At 64.6% G+C, this 206-nt stretch carries 1 pseudogene; it reads right to left on the reverse strand.

Annotated features, from left to right (window positions below):
- Positions 1–206, reverse strand: a pseudogene (locus tag EOC06_RS44685) (IS21 family transposase); the annotation flags it as partial.

Raw genomic sequence — 206 nt, forward strand, 5'->3', positions numbered from 1 at the left:
GGTCGTAGCGGCAGGCCTTGATGATGGCGACCTTGGCATTGTCTGGAACCAACAGAGCCGGCGCGCCGCCGAACGCTTCCAGTGCATTGACGTGACACCCCAGCCAGTCCGGAAGTGTCTCACTCCAGCGCGCCTCCGCGTAAGATAGGCTCGAAGCGCCCAACACGGCCACGAACAGATGCGCCTGGCGCGTCTTGCCCCTCAGC

This window comes from Mesorhizobium sp. M7A.F.Ca.MR.362.00.0.0 (assembly GCF_004023175.1).
Taxonomy (GTDB): Bacteria; Pseudomonadota; Alphaproteobacteria; order Rhizobiales; family Rhizobiaceae; genus Mesorhizobium.